Below are 21,809 nucleotides of genomic sequence, written 5' to 3'. Positions count from 1 at the left end.
TCATTCTTCCGTATGCGATTCGAGTGCGAAATTAGACGCGAATGAATCATAATATTTTTTTATCAATTTCTTCCCTATGGGCGCTGCTGTCGCGCCTCCGGATCCGCCGTTTTCAACGATAATCGCAAATGCCAAGGGATTTCGATCATCTTCAACAAAGCCCACAAACCAGGCGTGATCATCGCCATGAGGATTTTGAGCAGTACCGGTCTTTGCATATATGTCCAACTCCGGCAGATTGGAGAACCTGCCCGTACCTCTCTCCCCTTGCATTACATAGTTCATTCCTTCCTTCAATATCTTCCAGGTTTCACTTGAAATATCCGCGCTTATCACTTTTTCATGATATTCAATATCAAAAAAGGAACGAATTTCCTGATTAGCGCTATAATATTTTTTTGCAAAATGAGGATTATAGTATTTCCCCTCGTTCCTTATAATGGACATCAGGTTTACCATCTGTATTGGAGTCACCAGAAGGTCGCCCTGCCCAAGAACAAGGTTGAGCAAGTGACCCTCCTGCCATTTACCCTCCCCGTATTTATTGTCAAGGAGTGATTTGTCGGGAATCATCCCACTATTTTCTTCCGTGATGTCAATATGGGTTTTACTGTCGAATTGAAATATCTTACTTTGTTCATACCATTTTTCCAGACCAATTTCAAACATCAGATTGTAAAAAAAGACGTTACATGATTGTCCAATAGCTTCGACCACACTGATTTTTCCATGACCGGAGAACTTATTGCACTTAAAGATTCTTCTGCCGAGTTTATAGTATCCGGGACAATTGACTGTCCAGTTTCTATCTATAATGCCGTTATCAATCGCCGCGGCTGCCGCAATCAATTTGAACGTCGATCCGGGCGGATATTTACTCATTGTTGCGCGGTTAAATAAGGGATCAGATTCATCATTTTGTAAAGCATTCCAGACTTCGGGTGTTATGGCTCCCGCAAACGTGGCAAGAGAATAAAATGGCGCGCTGACAAAACTGATTATTTCTCCGTTCGAGGGATCGAGGAATATAATTGCTCCCCTCTTATCCCGCATAATGTTCTCCGCCTCGAGTTGCATACCTAAATCTATCGTGAGATGAAGATCATTACCCGGAATCGGAGATTTGGATTCAGCCGTTTCTATTTTGCTGATCCTGCGGCCAAGTGCGTCTACCTGGATATATTCATAACCTTTCTCACCTCTTAGAATTTCCTCATACGACCTTTCCAAGCCAATTGAGCCGATAAGGTCTCCTTTTTTATAACCCCTGGTTTTAAATCTTTCCAGATCAGCATCACTGATTTCACGTATATATCCGAGCATGTGACTCATTCCCGCCTTCGTGGGATAAAACCGCTCGGGGAAAAGTCCATATACGACCCCGGGCAGTTCTATAGAATGCTCTTCGAGGATTGACAGTGTGATAAGGTTGATCGAACGTTTGACCTTTGCAGGTTGAAATTGTCCGATTGAATTTTTCTTCACCCTCGACAACAGGTATTCCTTATCGTATCCGAGATATCCCGACAACAATTCGTAAACTCGCGGAGACCTGTTTGCTTCCCAGGGAATTACCGATACCGCATATGACGGACGGTTTTCCACGAGTAAGATACCATTGCGGTCATAAATTAATCCCCTCGGGGGTTCTACCGTTACCTGCCGAACCCTGTTACGTTCCGACCTCGCCAAATAAGATTCATAGCTTTTGACTTGTAAATCATAAAAGCTCCACAGCAATATTCCTATTGCGATAACGATCGTCAGGTACGCAACATTCTTACGGGAATCGGACAATGGAGTTTGTACTCTGTACATCTAATTCAGGTCCTCACGCGGTCTCAATATTATAAAGATAATAAACGCTAATATAAACGTATAAATAGCCGACGGAAATCCTTTGGTAGCAATAAAAGATAAAATCCCTTCAGAAGAACCTGCAGAACGAAAAATATTTTCAAACAGAGTGCTTATCAATATACCGATTCCAACAGGAACTAAAATTCCCGGAAATTTACGCGACCTTCTTGAATCTGTGAAATATCCGATAAGGAATCCCGACAAACTTTTTGTAAACGCCGATAATCCCAGAAAACCTACCGATATAATCAGATCCTGTATCAATCCGATACTGAAACCGGAGGTGGTACCTTTGATTTTTCCCTCATGAAGGGAAATGTATATTACCAATATGATGAACAGGTCGGGAGTATGGCTGCCGATTGCATAAAACCTCGAGAAATTTGATTCTATTATAATAGCAAGAAGGAACGATCCGCCATATTTAAGCCAAACCATTCCTTCCCTTAAAGGCTGTCTCCCGCCTTTCCGACGGAATTAAGCAATAAAAAGACCTCATTCAATTTTGACATAGAGGCGGCGGGCTCCACCTTGATTTCCTTAAAAAAATACCCCGGTTTTTCAATAACCGATTTTATGGTTCCTACCATTAAACCCGAAGGGAAGATATCGCTGTATCCCGAAGTCACGACGGTATCCCCCAATGTAACCAACAACCCTTTAGGAACTTCTCTTAAATCCAATAACCCCCTATCCCCATGTATAATTCCGTTTGCGTTCCCGGGGTTAATAGTAACCGATATTCTGAAATTATCGTCATTGAGAAGCTGTGCGATGGAAGAGTTCATTCCTGTTTCTACGACCTTTCCCACGACTCCCTCCGAATTGACCACAGGAGTATTTTTTACGATACCATTTTCTTCTCCGGTATCTAAGATGATCGAACTCGAATACGATCCTCTGTGAATTCCTATGACCTCAGATGTTACATATTCATATTCGCTTGACCGGTTCTTAAAATTGAGAAGGTCTCTTAATCTTTCATTCTCCAATTTGGATTCGCTAAGCCGGCTTACTCTAATAGAAAGGTCAATGTTCTTTTGCCTGATCCTTTTATTCTCTTTTCTTACGTCGATAAAATCAGTCAGCACATAAATGGGTTTTTGTACGATCCTATAAATATCAAGAACTCCGCCTCTCATTGCCCTTACCTGCTGATTGTTATTACTCGATATGAGGATAAGAGAGACGAGTAGTGCGGCAATCAGTACAAGGTATTCTTTTGAATTATATACAAAGGAAATAAAGGACTGCATCTTATAAAATCACGCAAATTTCGGCTAAGTCAATACGCTTAGGTAATTTTCTATGTTTTCGAGAACCTTTCCCGTGCCGTATGCGACAGTGAGCAATGGGTCTTCCGCTACGTTCACGGGCAGTTCAGTCTCATCTCTGATCCTCTGATCAAGACCTTTGAGCAAAGCGCCTCCTCCCGTAAGTATTATACCGCGGTCAAGTATATCGCTTGATAGTTCGGGAGGTGTTCTCTCCAACGATTCGGTAACGCTTTGAAGAATTTGATCTACAGTATCTCTCAAAGCTTCCCGGATTTCCGATGATGTCACTTCAATTGTTTTAGGAATTCCCGCAATAAGGTTTCGACCCTTAACCGCCATCGTACGCTCTTCTACGGCAGTCGCCGATCCGATTTCGCACTTTATATTTTCGGCCGTACGTTCGCCTACAAGCAGATTATGCTCACGCTTGAAATATTGAATTATCGCCTCGTCCATTTCGTCGCCGCCGATTCGTACGGATTCGTGCGTAACAATACCGTTGAGCGCAATTACGGCAATTTCTGTCGTACCGCCGCCGATGTCCACGACCATGTTACCTATCGGTTTACTTATTTCAAGTCCTATGCCTATAGCTGCGGCAACCGGCTCTCCGATTAGGAAAACTTCCCTTGCATTTGCTCTTTCGGCTGAGTCTTTGACCGCTCTCTTCTCAACTTCGGTAATACCCGTTGGAACTCCAATGACCATCCTTGGCCTGGCGACCCTGCTTATCTTCACTTTCTTGATAAATCCCTGAAGCATCCCTTCCGTTACTTCGAAGTTGGCAATCACTCCGTCTTTTAAAGGGCGGATAACCTCGATATCCTGGTGGGTCTTACCGAGCATTTCTTTTGCGTCATTCCCAACAGCAATTATTTTACCGTTATGTCTGTTGCGGGCAACTATAGAAGGCTCGTTTATGACAATATCCTGTCCCTTAAGATAGATAAGTGTGTTCGCCGTGCCGAGGTCTATCGCCATGTCACCGGATAAATAATTCCAAAATGAAATTCCCATTATTCTTCTATTTCTCCCTAATGTCTGAAGTGTCTAAAACCTGTGAAGAGCATCGCTATGTTGTGCTCGTTAGCTGCATCAATAACTTCGTTATCCCTGATTGAACCACCCGGCTGCACGATCGCAGTCACACCCTTTTCGGCGATTACGTCCAGTCCGTCACGAAACGGAAAGAAGGCGTCGGATGCCGCAACCGAGCCTTTCAAGGAGAGCTTCGCGTCGTTCGCCTTCATCGCGGCTATCTTGGACGAATCGACACGGGACATCTGACCGGCTCCAATGCCAAGCGTCCCTTCTTCATCGCAATAAACTATAGCATTCGATTTAACGTGCTTAGCTATTCGCCAGGCGAGAGAAAGGGCTTTAAGTTCCTTTTCGGTCGGTTTCCTATCTGTCACGCTGTCGGCTTCAGACAGTTTCAACCCCTTTTTATCTCTCTCCTGTTTTAATATTCCGAGCCTCAGTGATCGAATCTCAAAATCGGGTTCATCCAAATTCTCATAAAGCAGAATCCTGAGGTTCTTCTTTTTTTTCAATATATCCAGCGCATCCGGTTTAATTGCAGCAGCTACGACACATTCAATGAATATTTCGTTTACTGCCTTTGCGGTCTCCGCGTCTACTTCCCCCTTCAAGCCGACAACACCTCCAAACGAGCTCACGGGATCAGTTTTCAATGCGCGCTTGAAAGAATCTTGAAGAGTGGTCATCTCCGCACAGCCGCATGGATTCCCGTGTTTTAGTATCACAACTCCCCGGTCTTCCAGGTCGGTTAAAACTCCGAGGGCTGAGTCTATGTCAAGAAGGTTGTTATACGAAAGCGGTTTCCCGTGGAGCAGATGAATATTTATGCTGGACAATTGCGGTGAGCTATAAAACACCGCGTTCTGGTGCGGGTTTTCCCCGTACCTTAGATCTGACAGCTTCGTCATGGTCAATGCGCTGGTCTCTTCAAACAGTTCTCCGTTCCGCTGAAAATAATTATTGATAGCCGCTTCATACCTTGAAGTGTAACCGAACGCTTCTCTTGCGAGTTTGATCCTGCTCTCCGGGCTCACTCTTCCCCCCGAGGAATCTATCTCTTTGCTTAACCATCTGAATTGTCCGGGGTCACATACCGGGACCACGGAGGCGTAATTCTTTGCCGATGCCCTCAGCATCGAGGGTCCTCCAATATCTATCATTTCGATCGCATCAGAGAAGTCTCTATTCGCTTCGGAGATATAGTTTTCGAACGGGTAGAAATTGACCGCTATCAAATCAATAGCATCAATGCCGGCATCAGAAATGCTCTGAATATGCTCTTCGTTGTTTTTATCAGCCAGGATTCCCGCAAATATTTTTGGGTGTAAAGTTTTAACTCTTCCGTTAAGCATCGAGCCGTATCCGGTAATATCAGAAACCTCCTCTACTTCTATGCCCTTAGAGTTCAGGTATTCGGCGGTCCCTCCGCTCGCAACAATTTTCGCCCCGTTGTTCACAAGAACCGATGCCAGCTCCTCAGAGCCCTCCTTATCCCAAAGGCTGAATAGCGCTCTTTTTATCTGTATCTCCCCGCTCATGCTTTTCCTGTGATAGTTACTTTTCTACCATTTACAACCACCCTGTTCTCCGCAAAAAGCTGTAGCGCATCCGGATATATCTTGTGTTCTTCGATCAACACCCTCTCAGCAAGCGTGTCCGGAGTGTCATCATCAAGCACAGGAACGCACGTTTGGGCTACTATCGGTCCGCGGTCGTATTCCTTGTCAACAAGGTGAACGGTCACTCCGCTGACTTTACAGCCCGCTGCGAGCACAGCTTCGTGAACCCGCTTCCCATAGAATCCCCTTCCTCCGAATGATGGAAGAAGCGCGGGGTGAATATTCGTAATTCTGTTGTTATATCTCTCTATCAATTCCGGTTGTATCATTTTCAAAAAACCTGCAAGCGCTATGAAATTTATCTTTTCGGCATCGAGTAGTTCACAAACTGTTTTAACATATTCTGCATCACTGTTAAAATCACTACTCTCTATGACCGAGTGTTTAACCTCGTATGCCTGCGCTTTCTCCAGAACTCCTGCCTTCGGGTTATTACTCAGTACCAGTTCAACATCCGCCTCGAGCCGACCTTCCCGCGAGGCACGCATTACCGATTCTGCGTTTGAGCCGTTTCCTGAAGCAAATATCGCTATTCTCATGTTTCTCATGCGCACGCAGGATAAATAGCGTATTGGTACAAGGTACAACCGTTAAGTATAATAAGTATTAATTTGATATTCAAACCTTATACGACTCTATCTTATTATTATTCAGGGCAATACTCCCTTATTGTATCAAGTATATGTTGAACCTTATCGTGGTCTGTTAAAACGTTGATATTATCAGATTCTATGACATAAATATTTTGTTCTTTCTGAGCTCTTTCGATCCAATGCTCATAAGCGATGTTCAGCATGTGCAAATACTCGGGGCTGATGGTCTTTTCGAATTCTCTCCCGCGCTTCCGAATTCTCGACAGCAGAGTATCAGTTGACGCCTTGAGATAAACGATCAGGTCAGGTTTTTTCAGATAAGACGTCATTATCGAGAAGAGTTCACGATAGTTATCATAATCCCGCTGCGACATGTTGCCCATCTCCCGCAGGTTAAAGGCAAAAATCTCTACGTCCTCGTAAATAGTTCTGTCCTGCACACAAGAAAAGCCTGAATCTTCCATCTCCTTGTGAGTTTTGAACCGGTTTGACAAAAAGAATACTTGAAGGTTGAACGACCATCGCCGCATATCACCATAGAAATCGGAGAGGTAAGGATTATCTACAACCATTTCATAATACGGTTTCCAATTAAACCGTTCGGCGATTATATCCGTAAGGGTGGTTTTCCCTGCGCCTATATTTCCGGCAACTCCTACAAAGTACGTATGATCCTTTTCCTTCGGATCTGCCATCCTCTCTAAGAGACTATCTCCATCCTGCTGTGATCAGCCATCATGAACCGATTCGTCAACGGTCTTTCAAGGCGCCTGACTATCTCGACTTCGTCTCCGATTATACTACCGTCCATTCGCTGTTCCATCCCTCTAATGACGCAGTTCCGAAGGATGATGCTGAACTCTACAGCGCTGTCGTAAATATTAGTTCCGTCATGAATTGACGTATACGGTCCTACAAATGAATTTTCGATAGTACACCCTTCACCGATAACGGCAGGACCGCGAATACGGCTGTTTTTAATTACACTCCCTTTGCCTATCACAACATTTCCCACTACTTCCGAAGCGGAATCCACATCTCCGATAATGTTGCTCTCGGACATCTTGTCGAGTACAAGCCGGTTTGCTTCGAGAAGATCTTCAGGTTTTCCCGTGTCTTTCCACCATCCGGTTATTTCTGAAAAAGTGATCTTAAGTCCCTTATCCAATAGAAACTGATGAGCGTCGGAAATCTCAAGTTCACCCCGTTTCGACGGCTTTATGCTGTTTACGGCCTGAAAAATATTCGAGTCGTAAAAGTATATCCCTGTAACGGCAAAATTACTTTTTGGTTTTGCCGGTTTCTCTTCTACGCCGATTATTCTGTCTTTCTCAATCTCAGGGACGCCGAACCGTTGCGGGTCTTTGACTTCGGATAAAACAAGATGACAGTTCGATTCGGATTCCGTGAATTCATCTAAGAATCTCTTTATCCCTCCCACCACGATGTTATCCCCGAGATAGAACACGAACGGGCTATCTCCAATAAAACTTTCGGATATTTTTACGACATGGGCTAAACCTTTCGGGGATTCCTGAGGAATATACGTTAAATTTAATCCCCATTTCTCTCCTGTACCAAGGGCATCCTTCATCTCAATACCTTCACCCTTTGTAACAATTCCGACTTCAGTGATTCCGGCTTCTGCTAAATACTCAAGCGCATAATGTATTATCGGTTTATTCGCTATAGGAATAAGGTGCTTATTTTTAGTATGGGTCAACGGACGAAGTCTCGTTCCACGCCCACCGGTGGTCAGCACTGCTTTAAAATTCATAATTATATTATAACCCCAAATCGGTTACTTTTATCTCCTTTTCTGAATAATCATAAAATCCCTTGCCTGTCTTTTTTCCATAATAACCGGCGTGTACCATGCGTCTCATCAGTGGAGGTGCTGAATATTGATGCTCTTTAAATTCTCCGAACATAATGTCAGCAATATAAAGCGTCGTGTCAATACCTACGAAGTCCAAAAGGGTGAACGGACCCATCGGATGTCCCGTGCCGAGTTTCATGGCGTTGTCTATATCTTCTACTGTGGCTAACCTGTTCTCTAGCTGACGAACGGCCTCCAGCATGTACGGAACGAGTAGACGGTTTACTATAAAACCTGTCGTATCTCTGCATTTGACGGGAGTTTTACCAAGAGATTCGGCGAATTCATATACTCTGTCGAAACTATCGCTGCTCGTCGTTATGCATCTGGCGACCTCGACCAGCTTCATGAGCGGTACCGGATTGAAAAAGTGCAGCCCCACCATCTTATCCGGCCGGTCTGTATATGATGCCATTTCGGTAATTGAAAGTGAAGAAGTGTTACTCGCAAAAATGGTTTCCGGTTTACAGATTTCGCTGAGTTCCCTGTACACCTCCGATTTCAATTCCATATTTTCTATTACGGCTTCTATCACTATATCGCATTCATTCAAATCACTCATCTCCGTTGTACCGGTGATTCTTGAATATGTTTCTTCCATCTCGGATTCTGTTAATTTCTTTTTCTCGACGCCTTTTTCGAGAAATTTTTTAATCTTCTCCAATCCCTTATCAAGTAATTCCCGGTTCACTTCCCTGACTACCACGTCGTACCCGGATTGTGCGGATATCTGTGCTATTCCCGATCCCATCAACCCGCAGCCTACGACACCCACATTTTTAATCGCCATATTCATTCTCCATCACAAAATCAAAAAATCGAAAAACTTTATCAGACTGCTTCCACTATCACTGCCGCACCCTGCCCGCCGCCTATACAGGCGGAAGCCAATCCTCTCTTGAGTCCTCTTCTTCGCAGTTCGTACAAGATCGTCATAGTTAACCGGGTGCCGGTCGCGGCGAGCGGATGACCGAGCGCGATTGCTCCGCCGTTAACGTTTGTCAATTCCCTCTTCAATCCCAGTTCTTTTTCTACCGCAAGATATTGAGGCGAAAATGCTTCGTTAATCTCAACAAGATCGATATCATCAAGCGTAAGTTCAGCCCGCTTCAACGCTAATTCCGAAGCGGGGACAGGACCGATTCCCATTATCGTCGGATCACAGCCGGCAATTCCCCAGCTGATAAGCTTCCCGAAAGGCTTAAGATCGCGTTTTTCAGCGTTGTCTGCTGTAGTTACTATCAGAGCGGCAGCTCCATCGGATATTCCGGATGCATTTCCAGCAGTGACCGTACCGTTTTCTTTAAAGTAAGGCTTTAAGTTAGATAGTGCATCAATGGTTGTTTCAGAGCGTGGATGCTCATCAACCGATAATATTTCATCTTCATTTTCGTCTCTTACTGTGATTATCTCTTCCTTGAATCTGCCTTCTTTTTGCGCCTCGGCTGTTCGCTCCTGACTTAAAAGAGCGTATTCGTCTACTTCTTTCCGACTGATATTCTTGACATCTGCAAGTTTTTCAGCGGTTTCCGCCATCGAAAGCTTTGCGACAGGATCATAAAGCGCTGCCCAAAGAAGATCGACCATCTTATCGTCCTTTAATCGCGTACCCCAACGCATACCCCACGATGAATGAGGAGCCATGCTCATCGATTCTGCGCCTCCGGCAAGAACAAAGTTCGATTCACCGAGCATAAGTGTGCGGGCTGCTTGAATAATAGATTCAAAACCGGAACCGCACAACCGGTTAATTGTCACAGCAGGTGCCGATTGTGGAACACCTGCCCCCAAACCTACGTGACGGGCAAGGTAGATAGCGTCAGCCGAGGTCTGCATAGCATTTCCGAAAATAACATAATCCACATCTCCTGCGGGTAAGCCCGACTTACTGATCGCTCCTTTCGCAGCTATGATTCCCAACTCTGTTGCACTGAAACCGGAAAGACTGCCGCCAAATGAACCGAAAGGTGTCCGCACCCCTTCAAGTAACACTACATCTGAACGCTCTATATTGTTATTTGTCAACCTTTATGTCTTATTTTTAATGTAATTAACCATCCCGCCTGCTTCTATTATATTCCGCATGACCTCCGGAAATGGGGCGGAAGAAAATTCTTTATCTATGCCATCAACCGTAACTTTTCCGCTTTCATAATCGATATTTACCATATCTCCGGACTTTATCCGGTCAACCGCCTCGGGCGACTCGAAAATCGGAAGCCCTATGTTGATCGCATTTCTGTAAAATATTCTGGCGAAACTCTTGGCAATAACCGCCGAAACACCTGTACCTTTAATAGCAAGAGGAGCGTTTTCCCGGCTGCTGCCGCATCCGAAATTCTCTCCAGCGACCAGTATGTCTCCCTTTTTGACTACCGACGAGAATTCCGGGTCTAAATCTTCAAGACAGTGTTCCGCAAGCTTCATAGGGTCCACCGTGATACAATGCCTCGCCGGAATTATGCGATCGGTATCTATATTGTCATCACCGTATTTATGTGCTTTTCCCTGTGTCATAACTACCTATATATTATTGCCTTATAATCGTTAGTTAAAGAAATTGTAGAACTATAATTTGGTTCCGTTCTTAGCAAGACTATCCGCGGCTCTATTTTGCTCGCGGGGTATCCACTCAAGCGAATAATTCTCTACTTTAGCGAGAGCTGAATCTACTTGCTCTTTCAACGGAATTAAATTTTTCGCCTTCACTTTATACTCGCCGTTGATTTGTTTCACAAGTAATTCACTATCAGAGTATATGGCAATATTTTTAAAGTTATTCTTTAATGCTACTTTTGCTCCTTCGAGTAACGCAGAGTATTCCGCTTCGTTGTTTGTCGCTTTCCCTATCGAACGCGATATATTCTTTTCCGCCCCATTATTCAGTATTCGTACTCCAATCCCACCATTTCTATCGCCGTCACTTGCTCCGTCGATGTAGATTTCTACCTTACCGGGAGGATTTAATAATCCGGATAGGTTATCAAAAAAATCCCTCAGCGAAGTGTCGTTGATAGCGGGGAGAGCACTGACCATGTCAGTAGCTTTTACATTAGCCTTTAAAGCTTCAAGTATTTCTATTTCGGTCGGTTTCATTTTAATGATAATTTATAACGTAAAATTACGCTCACCCTTCAATAATGTCAAGACGTATTAGGAGAAGAGAAGCCCAGAATTCCGGTTCGGAGCTAAATTCTTAATTATCGAAGAAATCATCAGAACAGAATGGACAATTGAATATTTAAATCGGGGTTCTTATTATTATGAAGAAGCGAACCGGATTTCAACAGTGACTAAACTTGAGGCTTGCGTATGTACAGTTTCCTACGCGGTAAATAACGAAGAACTTCCTGCCTACTATGACTGACACACAAAATATTGCATTGATACGAGCGGAAATAGAAACTTCTATCGCCCAATTATCCCCACTTCACCTGAATCCCTTGATGGAGAAACTCGATCATCTCCTCGACGCCTATCGTGTTCCTGTCACAACGGAAAATATCGAAAAACTGAAAAACGAATATCTCGAACTTATCGGTCCGCTCTTTTCTGAAAATGAATATATCGACAGGGAGAAAGAAGCGTATCCGACCACATCAATTAAAGTTTTACAGGATAACTTTAGTAATAGTCTGCAACTCTCAATAATATCGGCGTTTAAGAGAATACAGCTTCGATTTTCACTCACCGATAATGAAAAAATTGAAATCTATCGCGGCATGGTTTTGACTCGCTATCTCGATGCACGATTAAAGAAGTTTTTTGTGTCCGGTGAGATAACCACTCCCGACGGTGCTCAGTTTCAGGGAAAAGGGTTCAGATCGATGGGACAGGAAGCGATCTACGCTGCCGGTATCCGGCTAAGGCGTTCTCTCTCACCTGCTCACGCGTCGAGCGATGATCACTCTATATATTCAGGCGACTTCATTGCACCTATGATACGAGACCTCGGTCTTGCGCTGTGTATGGGTCAGAAACCCTATGACGTACTTGCGGCTCAAATGGGCAAGCAGGGTAAGCCGATGAACGGGAAGGACTTTCATATCGGGGATTTCAAATCAGGAATTCTTCCTCCTTCTGCTCCTGTCGCTATCAGCTCGGTTACCTCCGCAGGAATCGGACTGGCTCTCTCCGGCAGCGGCAGGGTCATCGTAAATTGTAGTGGTGAGGGAGCGACATCTTCCGGTGAATGGCATGAAGCGATAAATTTCGCTGCCGTCAAAAACCTGCCGATAGTCTTTGTAGTTCAAAACAATCAGACGGCTCTTTCGACACCCGTAAACGAGCAGTTTGCCGCTCACTCGATAGGCGACAAGGCGCAGGGATACGGAATCAGATCGATCACGATTGACGGCACGGACCCCGAATCTGTCTTCGCATCGGTAACAGAAGCGGCGGACGCCTGCAGGATCGGCGAAGGTCCCCGAATAGTGGAACTTATTTGCATGAGATTTGCAGGCCACGCTCACCACGATGATATGCTCTTTTTTGGATCAGAACCCGATCAATTCTTAGAGTACCCCGAAATTAGTGAATCCGGTTATATCGAAAAAGATAAATACGATTACTGGCGGGGAAAAGACCCGATTAGCATGTATAAAAAGAACCTTTATTCCGAGGGGTTGCTCGATGACACGAAGAACAGTCAGATAATTGAGGAGGTCACCTCAGAGATAGAAGTCGCAGCGGAGAAGGTTATTGACGCACCCTGGCCCTCTCCCGAAGAAGCGGGCGACTCACCGTTTCATACCGGCAGAAGAGAAACTCACAAGGAGCAGTTGGAAGATAGATCGATTTCAGACATAGATCATAATTGGTACGATGAAAAAGATGTTGGATTCACTTCAAACCATGAAGGTAAAACGTTCTGGGAGGCAATCGTAGAAGCGCTTGCGGAAGAATTGAGCAGATCGGAAGAGATTTTTCTTCTCGGGGAGGACATAGGTGGAAAATACGGGAACGCCTTTGTGATCTTAAAACCTCTGCTTGAGAAATTCGGCGACAGAATGATAAACACTCCGCTTTCGGAATCCTTGATCATCGGCGCTTCGGTCGGCGCGGCGTTATTAGGCAAACGCCCGATAGCCGAAATACAGTTCAACGATTTTGTTGCAAGCGGATTCAATCAACTGGTGAACAACGCCGCAAAAATATATTACAGATGGAAAAAACCTGTACCCCTCACTATCAGAATGCCGTGGGGAGGGTTGCGTCAGGCAGGTCCTTACCACTCCCAGAACACAGAGCCGTGGTTTTATCGTACTCCCGGCTTGAAAATAGTTTGCCCATCCACCCCCAGGGAAGCAAAAGGATTATTGAAATCAGCTATAAGAGATGATAATCCGGTACTCTTCTACGAGCATATTGCCCTCTACCGTGCATCCGGGATCAAACAAGACTTACCCTCCGAGGAGGAGGATTTTACCATCCCGATCGGAACTGCTCATTTAAAACACCGCGGAAACGATTTAACGATCATAACCTACGGTGCGTTCGTACACCGCTGCCTATCGGCAATACAAATACTTGAGGACGAACACGGGATTTCGGTAAACCTGCTTGACCTCCGATCTCTTGTTCCTCTCGACACGAACGCCGTACTCTCAACGGTTCTCAGAACCGGAAAGGTTCTGATAGTCACAGAGGACAGCAAAAAGGGAAGTATCGGGCAGTCTGTTGCCTCGATTATTGCCGAAGAAATATTTGAGTATCTCGACGCTCCTGTCAGGGTACTCGGCGCTCTCGACACACCTGTGCCATATAGTCCTCCTCTCGAGGATGAGTTTTTGGTCAGTGTGGAACAGATAGTTGCAGCAGCTAAGCTGCTTGCGGATTTTTAACCGGGATTATCTACGCTACCCGAGTTTTCCTCAATATATCTGACGATATGGTCACCGACTTCCACTGTGCCGAGCGAACCTCCAAGGTCTCTTGGAGTCCAGTCGTGCTCAATGGCGTCCGTGATTGCGTCGGTAATGATTGACGCCTGAGCTTCTAATCCGAGGAAGTCGAGCAGCATCTGGGCGGAGAGGATCGCTCCCATCGGATTTGCGATGTTTTTACCATGGTATTTCGGAGCTGAACCGTGTATCGGTTCGAACAATCCTTTTTTAGTTTCAGGATTGATGTTTCCGGAAGCGCCTAACCCCAAGCCTCCCTGCAGCTGAGCGCCTAAATCGGTTATTATATCTCCGAACATGTTGTTGGTCACTATGACTTCGAATTGCTCGGGCTTCTTTACCATCTGCATTGTCAGCGCGTCGATGTACAAATGATTAGCTTCAACAGTTGTATGCCTTTTTCTAACATCTGCGAATGTTCGCTGCCATAATCCGCCTTCAAACTGCAAGGCGTTGCTCTTATCCGCCATAGTAAGAGATTTAAGTCCATTATCCTCGGCGTAGTTAAAAGCAAATTCGATTATCCGTTCTACACCCTTTCGAGTATTGATCGATTCCTGAATGGCAATTTCGTCCGCACTGTCTTTCTTAAAATTTCCTCCGGAACCTACGTAAAATCCTTCGGTATTCTCTCTGAAAACCACAAAGTTTACATCTTTCGGTCCCTTGTCTTTTAGAGGGCAGAGCTTTTCGTGAATCAATTTTATAGGTCTGTGATTGACGTAGAGGTCAAGACGGAAACGAAGTCCAAGAAGAATGTCTTTAGCATGACTCATATCCGGAACCCGCGGGTCTCCCAGAGCGCCAAGAAATATAGCATCGTAGTTATCCCTCAGCTCAATGAATCCGGATTCGGGAAGGGTGGTTCCGTCTTTGAGATATCGTTCCGCCCCGTAGTCAAAATGATTCAGTTCAAGATTGAGGCTGAACACATCACTCATCGTTTTCAATACCTTTACGGCTTCTCTGGTGACGTCAATTCCTATTCCGTCGCCGGGTATCACAGCTATTTTCGGCACTGACAAATCTCCGTTAATATCGTTTTAAGCTTCGTAACTATAGTATTTTATGATATAAATCCATTAGAATCAAGAAATTGCCTTACTTGTCCTGTTTGTGCGTCAGTGAGACCTGAAAACGGATTTCTCATATCACCCCCTGCATATCCGAGTAAGTTCATCATCGTTTTCAGACCTGCTATCCCGAACGGTTGAATGACTTTATCGATAATGTCATCGAGTTTGGACTGGGCTCTTTTCGCTTTTGTCTCCTCCCCTTCCGAGTAGTGTTTATATATCTCGCAGCAGAGACCGGGCAGGGCGTTTGAAACAGCCAAGATCGCACCGTCCGCAGATTTTTGTAACGCAGTCAAAAGCAGTTTCGCGTTTCCGGTGAATTTAATAAACTCATCTGTCGATCTGCTCGACACTTCCCCGAACCTTTCAATTTCACCAGAAGAGTCCTTCCAGCCGGCTATCAAACCATCATTCGATAGAGAGAGAATATCTGCTGTTCCGATTGATATGGAGGAGAACATGGGTATGTTATAATAGAGAATCGGACGATCGATCGCTTCTTTCAAATCGGCGTAAAACCGGTAGAGCAATTTTCCGTCGATAAACGGTTTATAGTAGTTCGGCGGTAATACCAGGAAAGCATCCGGTTCAAATTCCGCTGCCTTTTTCATAAATGAAACAGCGTGTTTCGCCGATTCTTCCATTACTCCTATGATGATCTTTTTGTCATGCCTGTCAGCTGCGGCAGCGACTGTTTCTATAACCCTGAAATGTTCTTGACGGTCCAACAGTTTTGCCTCACCCGTGGAACCGAGTATCACGTAGCCCTGAAGGTTTTCGCTGTTTAGTTTAACGACGTTTCCGGCGAGAGCCGAGAAATCTATTTCGTCATTATCGAAAGGAGTAACGAGCGGAGTGTATATTCCCCCATTCAAACTACCCATCAGCGATTTATTCCGATTACTCAGAAATCGCTGCGCCTGAGGTCGTACAGGGGCGTAACCAATCTATATTCACCAAACCCGGAGAAATCCTGAAACACAAAATTTCTGTTAATATCATAATAATACCAGACTTCGTACGGCTTGGAGTCAATATCAAACGGATGCCTTTCTATATCGTTGGGATGCCCGAACAAAATAAATATCATTCCCATATCGGCTTTCCATCCCTCCTGAAAGGTTGAGAAATGTTCATTGCTATAGCGTATCCGGCGGTAATATTCGATCATAAGTTCGTTTGTTTCCGTTTCGGGGGAAGGGTCGCGTTTTTTCCAGAACTCGATGAATTTCAGTCGCTTCAATTTCTCATCAGCATTCTTCATGCCTTCAAATTCATCTTTGTCCGTTATGTAACGGAGATAATTCACAGCTTTATGAAAATCGGTAATAGATTCCGACATACCGAACCATCTTACCTGAAACGTCTTACTCTTCGAGATAGTTTTTTCCCCCAGAGTTATCTCAACAACAAAATTGTACTTGTTAAATTTTAGTTTTTCTTTCCTGATCGTTACGATTTCCCTGATCACTCCGTCAGTCGGTTTTCTCGTAAATTTATCCGAATAAATGCTGTTGCCGTTGAGATCGGTTACTTTGTTTACGATTACCGCTTTACTTTTTACACCGTAAATTTCATAGTATGCCTTGAATTCGGACGATTCGGAGATAAAATCACTGGAGATGGCGGGATGCATTTCAACCGTTCCGGAGTCAGATTCAGTTACGGAATCGAGAAAAAGAATATCGCTTATTGAAGCTTCTTTAGTGTAATCGGGGACTGAAATGGTAAATCTTCGATATCCGCTCTTCCGTGTGTCAAGATCCATGACCCCGATATTTATTCTGTAACTGTCTTCGGTCAGCAAAAAACTCAGTTTCGAGACGCCGAATTTTTCTAGCGAATTGGTCAGTCGAAAATCTTCCACTTCGATCATCTCTTTTTCAATCTTACCGTCCTGCTGGTCCCCTGAAGCGTCGAATATAACCACTGATATTTCATAACTTGCCCTGTACGACTCTTTGATCTTTACGAATTGCAGTTCATCGTAGGAGATTTTTATATAGACGTCGAGGAGTGTCTCATTTTCATTACCTGCATAACTGGTGACCGCTTCATAATGAAAATTCGGTACTTCGGGAGTGGTGAGCAATGGTAATTCCACCTGTGCGATTGCATTAGCGGCCGTAATCATCGAAACCATAGACACTATGTGAAAATAGTTATGTATCTTCATCCTAATTCCCTGCCACCTCTATTTACAACAAATTTAATTATCAGCGCGGTCCGGGTCATTCCATAGAAACCGGGTTAAACCGTAATCCGTTCCAATCCATATGTATTCTTCTTCTACGTATAAAGTGTTCACAGAGTTGCTTGAAAGACCATCTTCCGTGGTATATTTTCTCCACGAATGGTCAATCCTGTCATACCTTAATAATCCCATAGACGTTGCTACCCATAGATATTTACCATCCGCTGCCATACTTCTCACGCTATTACTGAAGAGCGCCGGATGACCCGGAAGCCGGTCAGCTTTCCCCGTTTTTTTGTCAAGCAGACTGATACCGGTATCATCAGAAAGCCATATTACATCATCGACAACCGCGAATGAGGTAACGTTACCCCCCGTATTAGGAATAGGTTCAATCACCTTGCCGAATCCGTTATAATGTGTGATGATTTTATTTTCAGAGTCAATCCTGTAAGCTCCGCTTGACGTTCCTATCCATAAGTTATTTCTGTCTGCCTCAATGTCAAACACTTTTGCTCTCAAATTTCCAAGCAGCGCAGGTTCAGATACTTTTCTCGTCACAGCGTCGATTACCTGTATTCCCGAATTTGTACCGACCCAAATCATCGAGTCGAACAGTGCCATATCCGTGATGTTCTCGTCTCTTAATCCGTCAAAAGCCGAGATAGAATGCCATACCGATTCTTCTCGATTATGATACACAACACCGGAATTAGTTCCAAACCAAACTTCATCTCCGTTTGCAATTATCACATTAATTTCAGGAGACATGAAATTACTCTCCGGAAGTGTCTCGACGTAACTCCACAGATTTTCATCCCTGTTCCACAGAGCTAATCCGTACTCTTCATGGCACTTTGTGTAGCCGGAGAAAATGTACTGTTCCCTGGTATTAAACGAGAGTGTCCCTCCGATCCAAATATTGGACTCGTCGTCGATTTCAATGCTCGTGACCCTGTTATTCAATATTCCGAAGTTTGAAACGTTGAGAGTTTGTACTCTTGCGTTTCCGATGAACGCACCTGAACCGCATGTCCCGCTGTAATAATTGCCCAGGTCGTCTATCAAATCATCTGTAACATCAAACTCTCTTAACCTGAAGTCCACTATAGTCGGAGTGGCACCGGAATTGTAGTATTCGAATCCGTCGCTCATGAAAAACGGGTGGTTTGTCTTGCGAAGCGCAGAGCGTTTTCCCGACCATTCAACAGCCGAAGGAATCAATAAAGCTTTTCTTTTAAAATATCCTGCAATCCTATCGATCTCAATAATCCCCGAACCGGAATCGATCCAAATACCGTTTTCTCCGATTCCTATTGAAGTGATGACAGCGCCGATCGGCACTGCCAGCTGATCAAATGAAATGTTTGTCACTGTTCCGAATCTTTCATCGATCTTGGAGATACCGCTGAGAGTTGCAACCCAGATAGTGCTAAACTTCTTATCTACCGCAATCGCGGTAATCATGTCGTCGCTGAGACCGTTGCTTTTATTTATCGGTTCGCCCCAATAGCCATTGAACTTATGATATCGTATGATACCGTTTGTGGTACCAAAATATACGTAATTATTTCCTTCGCTTATACCTGTTATAAATCTTGTATTCAGGTAAGTTACCCAATCACCCTGGTTGTAGATCGAATTTAGGTTTTGAGCAGCAAGTGGATTGAAAATTAGAAGATAAAAAAATAGCGCCGACCCGGTAAGTCTTCGTAGCCCGGCGATTAAGGTTGATTTACCTCTATTCGCCTTCGCTCTCCAAATAATCTCTGAGTTTCCTGATTTCAACCGGTACCACACCTACTTCCTCGCAAACAATTCCCGCGGCTATCGTGGCTATATGGGATGCCTCGACGTAGTTTGCTCCCGATGCAAGAGCAAGAGTGAATGACGCTATCACTGTATCCCCTGCTCCCGAAACATCGGATACTTTTCTCACCTGAGACTGTATCTGCTGAACCGACCCGTTTTTCTGGAATAGTGTCATACCGTCTCTACCCTGCGTGATGAGAACGCAGCCGCACTCCATGATGTCAATGAGTTCTCTTCCCGCTTTACGGACGTCGCTTTGAGTTTTAATAGTCATATTCAATGCTTTTTCTGTTTCGAGAAGGTTCGGTTTGAACAAAGTGCTTTTCTTATAGTTGAAAAAATTTTCAACCTTCGGATCGACTGCGAGAATCTTTTCATTGGCAATGCACTTTGCGATTATCTTGTCTATCAAATCCTGGCCTATAACACCTTTATTGTAATCCTGAATTATAACAGCGTCCAAATCACGAATAATGCTGTTAAGATAATCGATTATCTTTCGCTGCATTTCATCACTAATCTTCACCCGCCCTTCCAAATCCAGCCGGACAACATGCTGGCCGTTGGAGATCACCCGCTCCTTGACTGACGTAATTCTTGTAGAATCGGTGAATATGCCGTCGACCGGAAGGTTTTCCGTCTGCACTTTCTTTTTGATAGTGTTTCCCGCTTCATCGCCGCCCACCACGCCGATAAGAATCGGCTTCGCTCCGAGAAAATATAAGTTGTTGAACACGTTCGCCGCTCCTCCGAGGCTTTCGGAGGTGGAATCTATCTCCACGACCGGCACCGGCGCCTCGGGAGACATTCTCACATGATTCCCCCACCTGTACCTGTCGAGCATAATGTCGCCTATCACGGCGATCCGCTTATTCTTGGCGAGATTCAGTATCTCTAAAAGTCTGTCCTTATCATACTCCATCTAAAACTTTTTCCTCATCTTTCAGATTAACTCCGATAGTTTCTTTTGATATCAATGAGTGTCCGGTCATTTCATCAGGCTTATCGACGTTCAGCAGCTCAAGAATCGTAGGGGCGATGTCAGCGAGTCTTCCCCCCTCCCTCAACTTCAATTTGCCTTTCGCTCCCGCAAGGATAACCGGAACCGGATTGGTCGTATGAGTGGTATGAGGGGTCTTTGTTTTCTCATCGAACATCAGTTCGGCGTTTCCATGATCGGCAGTTATCAAACAAACCCCTCCGCTCTCCAGCATCGCCGGCACTAATTTCGACAAGCCATCATCAACCGTCTCAACCGCTATAACCGCCGCTTCATAAGAACCTGTATGGCCTACCATGTCACAGTTAGCGTAGTTCAGCACGATAAGGTCATAAGTTTCATCTTCGATGGCGTAACGGGTCGTATCCGTAACGTTTTCCGCACTCATTTCAGGTTTAAGATCATAGGTGGCGACTTTCGGTGAATTTATCAATACCCTGTCTTCGCCTTCGAACGGCGTCTCATTCCCTCCGTTAAAGAAATAAGTGACATGAGCGTATTTTTCCGTTTCGGCGACCCGCAGCTGACTCAACCCTGCACGGGATACCGCATCCCCGAAAATATTCGCCAGCGGCTCCGGTTCGAAAGCGAAGGGCAGATAAAACTTATCGGAATACATCGTCATGGAAGCGAACTCCACCTTCAGACCGATCTTGTCGAATCCGCTGAATTCACTGTCGGTAAATGCAGCAGTTAATTGTCTCATACGGTCCGCTCGAAAGTTAAAAGATATAACACCATCTCCGTCCCGCACCATGCCGGTGGGTTTTCCTCCGTCGAATATGGAAGAGGGCTTGATGAACTCGTCCGTAACCGCTTCGCCATAATTGTGTTCTATAACCTCTTCCGCAGAGGAAAATTTTTCACCCTCGCCATGCACCATCGCCCTGAACGCCTCATCGGTTCTGTCCCACCGGTTGTCCCTGTCCATCGAATAGTATCTTCCGATAACAGTGGATATCTCGCCGATACCTATTTCATCAGTCTTCTCAATAATTTCGCGCAGATAGCGCTCCCCGGAGTTAGGAGGAGTATCCCTACCGTCAGTAAAAGCGTGGATATAAACCTTCCTCAGAGAATGCTCTTTTGCCATCTTGAGTAATGCATATAAATGATTCAGTCGGCTGTGAACTCCGCCGTCGGATATCAAACCGATTAGATGCAGCGATGAACCCCTTTCCTTAACAATGTTCATGACGTTATTAAATACGGATTTTGAATAGAACGTTCCGTCTGCGATAGCTCTGTCAATTTCCACGAGCATCTGTTTAACTACCCGTCCCGCACCGATATTGAGATGCCCGACTTCCGAGTTACCCATCATCCCCTCCGGCAGTCCGACATCAAGTCCCGAACAGTTCAATTCAGTATTCGGATATTTTCTGAATAAAGCGTCGAGCGTGGGTGTATTCGCGGCTTTGACCGCATTGAACTCTTCTTCATCGCGAAGTCCGTAGCCGTCCAATATTATCAGGATAACTTTCTGCATGGGTTTAAATCAATATACCAACAGGTTTTCAGTGTAAACAGCAGACGTAATTTACTCTCGTAACCT

The 21,809-nt window shown here is 44.8% G+C and carries 19 protein-coding genes; 1 reads left to right on the top strand and 18 read right to left on the bottom strand.

Going from position 1 to position 21,809, the window contains the following annotated elements; genetic code table 11:
• The 12 genes from mrdA to IID12_01465 form a co-directional block, all read right to left on the bottom strand.
• Positions 1-1,818: a penicillin-binding protein 2 gene (mrdA, locus tag IID12_01520; protein ID MCH8287771.1), complete on the bottom strand. Its 1,818-nt coding sequence runs from the start codon at positions 1,816-1,818 to the stop codon at positions 1-3.
• Complete coding sequence (gene mreD / locus IID12_01515; protein ID MCH8287770.1) at positions 1,819-2,298, bottom strand: rod shape-determining protein MreD; 480 nt, start codon at positions 2,296-2,298, stop codon at positions 1,819-1,821.
• Between the two features lie 8 nt (positions 2,299-2,306).
• On the bottom strand, positions 2,307-3,116 hold the full coding sequence (gene mreC, locus IID12_01510; GenBank protein ID MCH8287769.1) for a rod shape-determining protein MreC: 810 nt from the start codon (positions 3,114-3,116) through the stop codon (positions 2,307-2,309).
• Positions 3,117-3,140: 24 nt separating this feature from the next.
• Positions 3,141-4,154 carry a rod shape-determining protein gene (locus IID12_01505; protein ID MCH8287768.1) on the bottom strand — a complete coding sequence of 338 codons (1,014 nt, stop codon included), beginning with the start codon at positions 4,152-4,154 and terminating at the stop codon, positions 3,141-3,143.
• Positions 4,155-4,171: 17 nt separating this feature from the next.
• The gene (gene purH / locus IID12_01500) at positions 4,172-5,716 is read right to left on the bottom strand and encodes a bifunctional phosphoribosylaminoimidazolecarboxamide formyltransferase/IMP cyclohydrolase (GenBank protein MCH8287767.1); all 1,545 of its coding nucleotides are present in this window, start codon (positions 5,714-5,716) and stop codon (positions 4,172-4,174) included.
• Entirely contained in the window at positions 5,713-6,345 is a 633-nt protein-coding gene (locus IID12_01495; GenBank protein ID MCH8287766.1) for a phosphoribosylglycinamide formyltransferase, read from the bottom strand. The genes purH and IID12_01495 overlap by 4 nt, the downstream gene beginning before the upstream one ends.
• 98 nt (positions 6,346-6,443) lie before the next feature.
• A complete protein-coding gene (locus tag IID12_01490) occupies positions 6,444-7,085 on the bottom strand; it encodes a deoxynucleoside kinase (protein ID MCH8287765.1) in 642 nt (213 codons plus the stop codon).
• Positions 7,086-7,090: 5 nt separating this feature from the next.
• On the bottom strand, positions 7,091-8,167 hold the full coding sequence (locus IID12_01485) for a glucose-1-phosphate thymidylyltransferase (GenBank protein MCH8287764.1): 1,077 nt from the start codon (positions 8,165-8,167) through the stop codon (positions 7,091-7,093).
• Positions 8,168-8,174: 7 nt separating this feature from the next.
• Positions 8,175-9,053 (bottom strand): 3-hydroxyacyl-CoA dehydrogenase family protein, encoded by an 879-nt coding sequence (locus IID12_01480; GenBank protein ID MCH8287763.1) that lies wholly within the window; start codon positions 9,051-9,053, stop codon positions 8,175-8,177.
• A gap of 47 nt (positions 9,054-9,100) precedes the next feature.
• Positions 9,101-10,261, bottom strand: a complete 1,161-nt coding sequence (locus IID12_01475; protein ID MCH8287762.1) for a thiolase family protein — start codon at positions 10,259-10,261, stop codon at positions 9,101-9,103.
• Between the two features lie 36 nt (positions 10,262-10,297).
• On the bottom strand, positions 10,298-10,786 hold the full coding sequence (locus IID12_01470; GenBank protein ID MCH8287761.1) for a 3-isopropylmalate dehydratase small subunit: 489 nt from the start codon (positions 10,784-10,786) through the stop codon (positions 10,298-10,300).
• A gap of 51 nt (positions 10,787-10,837) precedes the next feature.
• Positions 10,838-11,365, bottom strand: coding sequence for a ribonuclease HI family protein (locus IID12_01465; GenBank protein ID MCH8287760.1), 528 nt, complete (start codon positions 11,363-11,365; stop codon positions 10,838-10,840).
• A 263-nt stretch (positions 11,366-11,628) separates the two neighbouring features.
• Between IID12_01465 and IID12_01460 the strand changes: the two genes are divergently transcribed.
• Positions 11,629-14,112, top strand: coding sequence for a hypothetical protein (locus IID12_01460; GenBank protein MCH8287759.1), 2,484 nt, complete (start codon positions 11,629-11,631; stop codon positions 14,110-14,112).
• Here the strand turns inward: IID12_01460 and IID12_01455 are convergent.
• From IID12_01455 to IID12_01430, 6 genes are read right to left on the bottom strand one after another with little or no spacing between them, the layout of a single operon-like run.
• Positions 14,109-15,191, bottom strand: a complete 1,083-nt coding sequence (locus IID12_01455; GenBank protein MCH8287758.1) for a 3-isopropylmalate dehydrogenase — start codon at positions 15,189-15,191, stop codon at positions 14,109-14,111. The two genes, IID12_01460 and IID12_01455, sit on opposite strands and share 4 nt — an antisense overlap.
• A 47-nt stretch (positions 15,192-15,238) precedes the next feature.
• A complete protein-coding gene (locus IID12_01450; GenBank protein MCH8287757.1) occupies positions 15,239-16,132 on the bottom strand; it encodes a dihydrodipicolinate synthase family protein in 894 nt (297 codons plus the stop codon).
• Between the two features lie 20 nt (positions 16,133-16,152).
• Complete coding sequence (locus tag IID12_01445) at positions 16,153-17,424, bottom strand: GWxTD domain-containing protein (protein MCH8287756.1); 1,272 nt, start codon at positions 17,422-17,424, stop codon at positions 16,153-16,155.
• A 33-nt stretch (positions 17,425-17,457) separates the two neighbouring features.
• Positions 17,458-19,230, bottom strand: a complete 1,773-nt coding sequence (locus tag IID12_01440) for a hypothetical protein (GenBank protein MCH8287755.1) — start codon at positions 19,228-19,230, stop codon at positions 17,458-17,460.
• The gene (locus IID12_01435) at positions 19,184-20,176 is read right to left on the bottom strand and encodes a bifunctional hydroxymethylpyrimidine kinase/phosphomethylpyrimidine kinase (protein MCH8287754.1); all 993 of its coding nucleotides are present in this window, start codon (positions 20,174-20,176) and stop codon (positions 19,184-19,186) included. The genes IID12_01440 and IID12_01435 overlap by 47 nt, the downstream gene beginning before the upstream one ends.
• Positions 20,166-21,743, bottom strand: coding sequence for a 2,3-bisphosphoglycerate-independent phosphoglycerate mutase (locus IID12_01430; protein MCH8287753.1), 1,578 nt, complete (start codon positions 21,741-21,743; stop codon positions 20,166-20,168). Before IID12_01430 ends, IID12_01435 begins: the two co-directional genes overlap by 11 nt.
• Positions 21,744-21,809 lie beyond the last annotated feature (66 nt).

This window comes from Candidatus Neomarinimicrobiota bacterium (assembly GCA_022567655.1).
Classification (GTDB): domain Bacteria; phylum Fidelibacterota; class SORT01; order SORT01; family SORT01; genus JADFGO01.
The sequence above is the reverse complement of the archived record's forward strand: the minus strand, read 5'-3'. Positions and strand labels throughout refer to the sequence as shown.

What these genes read in the sequence shown, in the direction of transcription:
- mrdA (MCH8287771.1), bottom strand. Translation starts at nt 1,818, where the DNA reads ATGTACAGAGTACAAACTCCATTGTCCGATTCCCGTAAGAATGTTGCG.
- mreD (MCH8287770.1), bottom strand. Translation starts at nt 2,298, where the DNA reads ATGGTTTGGCTTAAATATGGCGGATCGTTCCTTCTTGCTATTATAATA.
- mreC (MCH8287769.1), bottom strand. Translation starts at nt 3,116, where the DNA reads ATGCAGTCCTTTATTTCCTTTGTATATAATTCAAAAGAATACCTTGTA.
- IID12_01505 (MCH8287768.1), bottom strand. Translation starts at nt 4,154, where the DNA reads ATGGGAATTTCATTTTGGAATTATTTATCCGGTGACATGGCGATAGAC.
- purH (MCH8287767.1), bottom strand. Translation starts at nt 5,716, where the DNA reads ATGAGCGGGGAGATACAGATAAAAAGAGCGCTATTCAGCCTTTGGGAT.
- IID12_01495 (MCH8287766.1), bottom strand. Translation starts at nt 6,345, where the DNA reads ATGAGAAACATGAGAATAGCGATATTTGCTTCAGGAAACGGCTCAAAC.
- IID12_01490 (MCH8287765.1), bottom strand. Translation starts at nt 7,085, where the DNA reads ATGGCAGATCCGAAGGAAAAGGATCATACGTACTTTGTAGGAGTTGCC.
- IID12_01485 (MCH8287764.1), bottom strand. Translation starts at nt 8,167, where the DNA reads ATGAATTTTAAAGCAGTGCTGACCACCGGTGGGCGTGGAACGAGACTT.
- IID12_01470 (MCH8287761.1), bottom strand. Translation starts at nt 10,786, where the DNA reads ATGACACAGGGAAAAGCACATAAATACGGTGATGACAATATAGATACC.
- IID12_01465 (MCH8287760.1), bottom strand. Translation starts at nt 11,365, where the DNA reads ATGAAACCGACCGAAATAGAAATACTTGAAGCTTTAAAGGCTAATGTA.
- IID12_01460 (MCH8287759.1), top strand. Translation starts at nt 11,629, where the DNA reads ATGACTGACACACAAAATATTGCATTGATACGAGCGGAAATAGAAACT.
- IID12_01450 (MCH8287757.1), bottom strand. Translation starts at nt 16,132, where the DNA reads ATGGGTAGTTTGAATGGGGGAATATACACTCCGCTCGTTACTCCTTTC.
- IID12_01445 (MCH8287756.1), bottom strand. Translation starts at nt 17,424, where the DNA reads ATGAAGATACATAACTATTTTCACATAGTGTCTATGGTTTCGATGATT.
- IID12_01435 (MCH8287754.1), bottom strand. Translation starts at nt 20,176, where the DNA reads ATGGAGTATGATAAGGACAGACTTTTAGAGATACTGAATCTCGCCAAG.
- IID12_01430 (MCH8287753.1), bottom strand. Translation starts at nt 21,743, where the DNA reads ATGCAGAAAGTTATCCTGATAATATTGGACGGCTACGGACTTCGCGAT.